This window comes from Mycobacterium asiaticum, from assembly GCF_001668675.1.
GTDB classification, from domain to species: domain Bacteria; phylum Actinomycetota; class Actinomycetes; order Mycobacteriales; family Mycobacteriaceae; genus Mycobacterium; species Mycobacterium asiaticum_D.
The window spans coordinates 22,250-29,303 of sequence record NZ_LZKQ01000096.1; the positions used below are offsets into that span (position 1 = coordinate 22,250).

Annotated in this window: 5 protein-coding genes and 1 pseudogene; 2 read left to right on the forward strand and 4 right to left on the reverse strand. The window is 64.2% G+C overall.

Features of this window, described 5'->3' with window-relative positions; translation table 11 throughout:
* Nucleotides 1–2: 2 nt before the first annotated feature.
* From A9X01_RS08480 to A9X01_RS08490, 3 genes are read right to left on the reverse strand one after another with little or no spacing between them, the layout of a single operon-like run.
* Nucleotides 3–938, reverse strand: a complete 936-nt coding sequence (locus tag A9X01_RS08480) for an SDR family NAD(P)-dependent oxidoreductase (RefSeq protein WP_065120311.1) — start codon at nucleotides 936–938, stop codon at nucleotides 3–5.
* On the reverse strand, nucleotides 935–2,029 hold the full coding sequence (locus A9X01_RS08485; protein ID WP_065120312.1) for an acyl-CoA dehydrogenase family protein: 1,095 nt from the start codon (nucleotides 2,027–2,029) through the stop codon (nucleotides 935–937). The genes A9X01_RS08480 and A9X01_RS08485 overlap by 4 nt, the downstream gene beginning before the upstream one ends.
* On the reverse strand, nucleotides 2,026–3,177 hold the full coding sequence (locus A9X01_RS08490) for an acyl-CoA dehydrogenase family protein (protein ID WP_065120313.1): 1,152 nt from the start codon (nucleotides 3,175–3,177) through the stop codon (nucleotides 2,026–2,028). Before A9X01_RS08490 ends, A9X01_RS08485 begins: the two co-directional genes overlap by 4 nt.
* Nucleotides 3,178–3,563: 386 nt before the next feature.
* Between A9X01_RS08490 and A9X01_RS08495 the strand changes: the two genes are divergently transcribed.
* Both A9X01_RS08495 and A9X01_RS08500 read left to right on the forward strand, forming a co-directional pair.
* On the forward strand, nucleotides 3,564–5,051 hold the full coding sequence (locus A9X01_RS08495) for an aldehyde dehydrogenase family protein (RefSeq protein ID WP_065120314.1): 1,488 nt from the start codon (nucleotides 3,564–3,566) through the stop codon (nucleotides 5,049–5,051).
* Nucleotides 5,052–5,444: 393 nt separating this feature from the next.
* Complete coding sequence (locus tag A9X01_RS08500; RefSeq protein ID WP_065120318.1) at nucleotides 5,445–6,743, forward strand: cytochrome P450; 1,299 nt, start codon at nucleotides 5,445–5,447, stop codon at nucleotides 6,741–6,743.
* Between the two features lie 74 nt (nucleotides 6,744–6,817).
* On the opposite strand, the pseudogene A9X01_RS08505 reads toward A9X01_RS08500, so the two are convergent.
* Nucleotides 6,818–7,054, reverse strand: a pseudogene (locus tag A9X01_RS08505) (hypothetical protein); the annotation flags it as partial.

Sequence of the window (7,054 nt, forward strand, 5' to 3'; positions counted from 1 at the left end):
GGTCAGGTCCCGATGTCGACGCCCCGCTGTGCGCACACGCCGAACACTTCCTCGAAGATGGAGCCCGGCACCGTGAACGGTTCGGTCGCGCTCACCTCCGACAGATGTGTCGCGATGTCATCGGCATCCGGTGCACTGTCGGCGTCGGCGAGCCAGCCCTGGCCAAGGCCGACGAACACCCGCGCAAAACGGCCCGCGCACGCGGAGAAGTTCTGGTGGCTCAATTCGCAGGCTCGGCTGGCCAGGAAGACCACCATCGGCACCACCAACTCGGGCTTGATCAACTCGAGGAAGCCAATCTGTTCCAGCGCTTCGGGGTCTCCGACGGTTTCGGTCACCATGCGCGAAAACCCAAACGGCAGCACCGTATTGGACAGTATGCCGTGTTCGGCGCCTTCGATGGCGATGACGTTGCTCAGCCCCACCAAGCCCGCCTTGGCGGCGGCGTAATGCGCTTCCCACGGCTGCCCGAACATTCCGCCCGAGGAGGAGATGAACACGAACCGGCCGTAGCCCTGGGTCTTCATCACCCGATAGGCGGGTTGGCTCAAATAGAACCCGCCGTCGAGATGCACACTCAGCATGCGCCGCCAGTCGTCGGCGGACAGCTCGTCGAAGGCAATGCTGTTGAAGATGCCCGCATTGCTGATCACGGTATCCAGCCGGCCGTAATTGTCCAGTGCCGCCTGGACGATCGCGGCGCCGCCTTCGGGGCTGGCCACCGATTCGTGGGATGCCAACGCCGTGCCGCCCGCGTCTTCGATTTCGGCGACCACTTGATCGGCGACTGTTGTGTCGGCGCCCTCGCCGTGCATGGTTCCGCCAAGGTCGTTGACGACGACCGAGGCGCCGCGGCGAGCCAACTCGAGCGCGTATAAGCGGCCGAGGCCGCGGCCCGCGCCGGTGACGATGGCAACCTGGCCCGCAAAATCGATCATTGTTGTTCCTTCTTGGCAAGGTGCGCACCGACTTCGGTCAGATAGGCGTCGGCACCACCGCCGAATGCGCTCCAGCCGAGCAGCCGCTTGAGGTACAGGTGCGCATCGTGCTCCCACGTGTATCCAATGCCGCCGAAAACCTGGATGGCGATGTCACCCACGGCGGCCAGCCGCCCGCTGAACGCCTTGGCCCGCACTGCGGACAGGTGGTGCTCACCGGCATCGGCGGCATCGGCCGCCCACAACGCGTGAATCACCCCGCTGCGGGCCAATTCCACGGTCTCGAACATGTCGACACACAGGTGCTGTACCGCTTGAAACGATCCGACGGCCTGGCCGAATTGCTTTCGCGTCTTTGCGTGTTCGATCGCCATGGTCATCACGGCACGCGCGGCGCCCAGCGCGTCGGCGGCCATCACGATCAGCACGTCGTCAACCGTGGCCCGGATGGCGTCGGCCGGCAGCGTGCCCAGTCGCTGTGCGGACACGCCATCGAGCTCGACTCGAAACTGCTTGCGCGTCGGGTCAATCCCGCGTTCGAGCGTGACGGTGAGGCCGGAATCCGCGGTCTTGACGGCGTAAAGGCCGGTGTCGTCGCGGTCCCGTGCCAAAACGAGCACGGTGTCGGCGGCGGCCGCGTCGGGCACCAGGGCGATCTCGCCCTTGAGGATGACGTGCGGGGAGCGTTCGATCACCGAGACTGCGCCGGCATCCATTACAGCGCCGGTCACTACGGAGGTTCCGGCTGCGATCTCGGCGAGCACCTCCGAGGCCGCCTCACCGCCGAGCCGAGTCAACGCGCGCACGGCCCCGACCGCCGTGGACAGCCAAGGACCCGGGTACAGAGCGGCACCGAGTTCCTCGGCAACAATGCCGGCGTCGACCATGCTCAGGCCGGCGCCACCGGCTGCCTCCGGTACCAGCAGGCCGGTCGCGCCCAAGTCCGCCAGGCCGCGCCACACGGCCTCCGTGCTGCCGGTGGGTTCGTCGAGCAGCGCGCGCACGTGCCCAGAAATCGGCGCCCGCTCGGCCAGAAAGCGGCGCACCGTGTCACGCAGCGCGATCTGTTCCTCGGTGAGTTCGAGATTCATGAGCGCGGCAACCCCAGGACTCGTTGGGCAGTGATGTTCTTGTTGATCTGGCTGGTGCCGCCGGCGATCGTCAGCGCCCGGGAGCTGAGCCGGTAATCGGCCCAGCGGCCGTGCACCCCGCGGGTGCCCAGCACGTCGAACGCCAGGGCGGCCAGATCCTGTCCGATCTCACCCCACACCGTCTTCGCCAGGCTGGCCGAGCCGAGTGGGTCGCCGCCGTGCAAAGTCGCCGAGATCGCCCGCTGGCAAAGAACTTCCAGGTACTTGATGCGTACCGATATGTCGCCGAGGTGGCGCAAGATCACCGGGTCTTCCAGCGCGTCGCCGCTATCGACCTCGGCGAAGTCGGCCACCAGTTCTTCCAGCCGTACCTGCAATTCTGCGTAAAGCCGGGCGGCGCCGGCACGCTCGTGGCTCAACGTCGTGGTGGCAACTCGCCAGCCGCCATTGAGGGGTCCCAGCAGCGCGTCGGCCGGCACCCGAACGTCATGGAAGAACACTTCGGCGAAATCTGTGTCACCGTTGAGCGTCACCAGCGGGCGGGCCTCGATGCCGGGCAAGCTCATGTCCACGATCAAGCAGGAAATCCCCTTGTGCTTCGGGGCGTCCGGATCGGTGCGAACATAGAGCTGACACCAATTCGCCTGATGACCCAGCGACGTCCAAATCTTTTGTCCGGTAACGACGAAGTGGTCACCGTCGCGCACCGCCTTGGTCCGCAGCGCGGCCAGATCAGAGCCGGCCTCTGGCTCGGACATCCCCTGGCACCAGATGTCGTCGGCGCGCATCATCCGAGGCAGCAGTGTCGTCTTCTGTGACTCGGTGCCGTACTGCATGATCGCCGGAGCGATGTTGTTCATCCCGATGACGTTGAGCGGCAACGGCGCCCGCGCCCGGGTGGTCTCCTCGGTGTAGACGAGTTGCTCGAGTACCGTCGCCCCGCGGCCGCCGTACTCACATGGCCAGGACACCGCCGCCCAGCCCGCATCCGCCATGGTCGCATTCCACGCGCGGAGCTTTTCGAAGACCGCGTCACTGCGGCCGGAAGGCCGGCGCGCAGCGATCAATTCCTCGGTGAGATTTTCCGACAGCCAGCTACGCAACTCGTCGCGAAACCGTTCGACTTCCGCGGGGTAGGAAAAATCCACGTTTGCTACTCGACCTCACGTGTTTGACTGCAGCCAAGCCGGACTCTACGTTGGAACAGATATTTGGTCAACAGAACCTCGGGGGTCACACGTGGGAGACGAGGCTCCCGACGATCAGCTCCGCGGCTTGGGCATTTGGGGACGCGGCATGCGCGGCCGCCTGGGCATGCACCTGGCCCTGCGACGACCCACGTTTGCGGGGGCGGGTGATGTCGGTCCCCGTACTGTCCGACCTCCAATAGGGAGTGTTTCAAAGTTGGAACTTGCCAATCGGCTAGTTTCCAGTAAGGCTCTCCGTAGGGGAGCCGTCTTGGGGATGGCATCCGTAGGCAATTTTTGGTCCCGGCGCCTCAACCAGCGCATCGTCGAAAGAGAGCTGAACAGATATGGCTGACACTGTAAAGGTCCGGTTCGAGCCGAAGATGATGATCGACGGCAAGCTCGTCGACGGCCAGGCGGGCACCTTCACCAACCTCAACCCAGCCACCGAGGAGCCGCTGGGCGAGGTCGCGGACGCGTCGAAAGAGGACATGCACCGGGCCATCGATGCCGCCCGGCGGGCCTTCGACGAGAGCGACTGGTCGACCAATCGCGAGTTGCGCAAGCGCTGCCTGCTGCAGTTGCACGACGCGATCGAGGAGGAGAAGGAGGAGCTGCGCGAGGAGCTCATCCTCGAAGTGGGCTCGCCGCGGGCCATCACCTTCGGGCCACAACTGGACGCGCCGCTGCAGGACGGGCTGAAGTACCCGGCCAGGCTGATCGACGAGTACGCGTGGGAGACCGACCTCCCCGACCGTGTGGTCAGCCTGACGGGTGCAAATACGTCGGTCAAGGTCTGGCGGGAGCCGGTGGGCGTGGTCGGCGCGATCGTACCGTGGAACTTCCCGTTCGAGGTCACCATCAACAAGCTCGGCCAGGCGCTGGCCACCGGCAACACGGTGGTGCTCAAGCCGGCGCCCAACACGCCGTTCAACGCCACGCGCCTGGGGCGGCTCATCGCCGAAAAAACCGATATCCCCGCGGGCGTCGTCAACGTGGTGACCGCGTCGGATCACTTTGTGGGCGAGGAGCTTACGCTGTCGCCGAAGGTCGACCTGATCTCGTTCACCGGCTCGACGGTGGTCGGTAAGCGGATCATGGAAAAGGGCGCGGCGACCATGAAGCGGCTGTTCCTCGAACTCGGTGGCAAGTCGGCCACGATCGTGTTGGAGGATGCCGACTTCGGGTTGGCTTGCGCGATCGGCATCGCGCCGTGCATGCACGCCGGTCAGGGTTGTGCGAACCCGACCCGGTTGCTGCTGCCGCGCTCGCGCTACGACGAGGGCGTCGCGATCCTGAAGAGCATCTACGAAAACGTCACCTGCGGCGACCCGCAAGACCCCGGAACGCTTTGCGGCCCGGTCATTTCGGAAAAGCAGCGGGATCGGGTGATGGGTTACATCCGCAAGGGCGTCGAAGAGGGCGCCACCGCGCTGGTCGGCGGGCCGGATGCGCCGACCGGGTTTGACAAGGGATTCTACGTCCGGCCAACGCTTTTCACCGACGTCGACAATAAGATGACCATAGCGCAAGAGGAAATCTTCGGGCCGGTGCTGTCCGTCATCCCATTCGACGACGAGGAGGACGCGATCCGCATCGCCAACGACAGCATGTACGGACTGGCCGGCAACGTGATGTCCGGTTCGGTGGAGCATTCGCTGGCGGTGGCGCGGCGGATCAGGGCCGGCTTCATGAGCGCCAATGGCGGCGCTCCGTACGGCGCCGACGTACCCTTTGGCGGCTACAAGTACAGCGGGGTGGGACGACAGAACGGTGTGGCCGGCTTCGACCAGTACACCGAGATCAAGTCCGTGGGTTATCCCGCCGGCTCGTAAACTGCTGCGACGCAACTAATCCGTCGCTATGACGGATTACATTGCCGGGCGAGATAACTGGCGTAGCACGTGCCCGCCACCCTCGAGAGCCGACGGGTTTCTGAACGGGCCATCAGAACCCCTATCGTGGCTTCGATCGCACCATTGATGTAGGTGAATCGGCGCGGATATCGCGGGAACGCGAGCCGATGGGATCGGATGCGCTTGGCCAGAGAAAGTGCGACGGGCGCTGCTGTCCTGACCCGTCCTGACCAGGCGGTCGGTATCGGTTTTGCCTTGGATCGGACATCAGCCAAGTCCTGGTCTTGTTCGAACCGGGACGTTACATTTGAGCCTGCATTTGTTGCAATGAACTGCTTACGCGACGCGAACGAAGTTGCTCAGGGGTCAACCATGGCGATCACCGAGACGGCGCGCAGCGTGGTGGACATATTCCAGCCCTTCGTCAGCGCTGTGCGACTCAACGCAGCCGCCGCGATCCGTACCCGGCGGCGAGGCTACGCGGGCTGGACCGGCGCCGTGAACACCGACTACGACCCGATGGACCCTGTCACCGCCGCGCAGCCATTCGACGCCTACCGGGCGTTGCACAGGTCTGGTCGTGTGCACTACAACGCAAAACGGGCGACCTTCATTTTGAATCGGCTTGCTGATGTCAAAGCTGCGCTGCGTGACACCGAACAGGTGACAAGCACCCAGGGCGTGACCCGACTCAAGTTTTCGGCTCCGCTCGCGGTGCTCACCGATGGCGAGGAGCATGCGCGCCTCCGCAAGCAGGTCCAGCCAGGGTTCAGCAAAGGCGCCATGGACCTGTGGCGTGGAATGACCGAAAAGCTGGCCATCGAACTGGTTTCGGATGTGCTTGCTCACCCCGGCTGTGATGTAGTGCAGCAGCTGGCGATACCCATGCCCATCCGATTGATCGCCCATATCCTTGGGGTGCCCGAATGCGACGTCGGAGAATTCCGGCGATGGTCGGAGGATGCGGTTCGCGTCATGGACTTCTCGTTGACCGCTCGAGGCCTGACGGGTACCGCCAGGTCTATGGCGGCAATGACGGCATTGCGGCGCTATTTCCTACAGCAGTTCTCCGCCGGTGGCCTGAAGGATTCCAGCACAGTGCTGGGCAAATTGCTCGAACACAACACCGATGGAAGTCTCACCGATAAGCAGCTGTTCCTCATCGCGATACATCTGTTGATCGCGGGTAATGAGACAACTACCAACCTGCTAGGCGGCATGTTCGACACGCTCGCGCGAAACCCCCAGCAGTACGACATGATCCGTGCTGATCCCGACCTCATACCGATGGCCGTCGAGGAGCAACTACGGATCACTACACCTATCCAGAATCTCTACCGCTACACCCGAGCCGATTACCGAGTTGGAGATGTCACCATCCCGAACGGGTCACGGATTCTGCTGTCTTTCGGGGCCGCCAACCGTGACCCGCTCGCCTTCGACAATCCGGACGAGTATCGCGCAGACCGGAATCCCCGTACACACGTCGCGTTTGGCTATGGCGCACACATGTGCCTGGGAGCGCCGCTGGCCCGAATGGAGGCACAGGCGGTGCTCCGTGAACTCGTGACCCACGTTTCGCGAATCTCTGCCGTCGGCAAGACAATCTGGTCAAGCCACAGCTCCCTCCGAGGCCCTACCCACCTCCCAATCAACCTCATTCCAGCCTGAGCCGTCGAGCGGTACGCGGAAGTGCTGCGCGCCGCACGGGTGGCGTGCACCGTTCCGCCGAAGGCGCTGCGCGGCTAAAGATCTTCGTCGTCTTCATCCGCGAAGAGCTTTTCCGGATGATGGAAGGTATTGACGCGTGGTTGGCCGTGGTCGAGGTGGGCGGGTGGGAGCCATTCGGTGTGGCCGCGGGCGTTTTTGCGGGTGGTCCAGCCCTTCTCGGCGAGCCTGTTGTCCGGTCCACACGCGAGGGTGAGGTCGGTGATGTCGGTGCGCCCGGTGGTGGTCCAGCCGCTGACGTGGTGGACCTCGCT